Origin of the sequence: Shewanella sp. Sh95, from assembly GCF_001308045.1 — a bacterium.
GTDB lineage: Bacteria > Pseudomonadota > Gammaproteobacteria > Enterobacterales > Shewanellaceae > Shewanella > Shewanella xiamenensis.
Map to the genome: position 1 here is coordinate 1 of NZ_LGYY01000038.1, position 490 is coordinate 490.

General features: G+C 72.7%; 1 protein-coding gene. It reads right to left on the reverse strand.

Annotation, left to right across the window (positions count from 1 at the left end; all coding sequences use genetic code 11):
- Positions 1–89 precede the first annotated feature (89 nt).
- A partial coding sequence (locus AEA42_RS03345) for a PQQ-binding-like beta-propeller repeat protein (RefSeq protein WP_156312296.1) occupies positions 90–490 on the reverse strand: 401 nt, incomplete at its 5' end.

Below are 490 nucleotides of genomic sequence, written 5' to 3' on the forward strand. Positions count from 1 at the left end.
CAAACCACTTTAGCGGCGACGAACTGTCACCCCCCCCTGTTCCGCCCCAACAGAAGACCCCCACCACCACAAAAAAAAACGGTTTGTGTTTAATGTTTTCGCGCCCGCACCCCCCCCCGCAGGTACGCGCGCGGCTTGACGACCCCACCCCCCGGGTGGCCGTGGGGTAGGAGGTGGGCGGGCGCCCGCCGGGCCGACCGCCACAGCTCGGCACCCGACCGGGCGTCGAGCGCGACCAGCCGGCCCGGGCTCGCGAGCAGCCCCCGGCCGTCGAGCACGGTCGTCGAGGCGTCCTGGTCGAACGACGACGCGGCGCCGTCGAGGGCCCACGTCCACAGCGGCGTGCCGTCACCGTCCCAGGCCTGCAGGGTGCGACGGTCGACCTGCGTGAGCAGCAGGCCCGGCACGCTGCCGTCGTCCTCGCTGGGCACGTACCTGCCCTCGACGCGCACCTCGCCGTGGACGCCGACGACCAGCAGCTCGTCCGGCG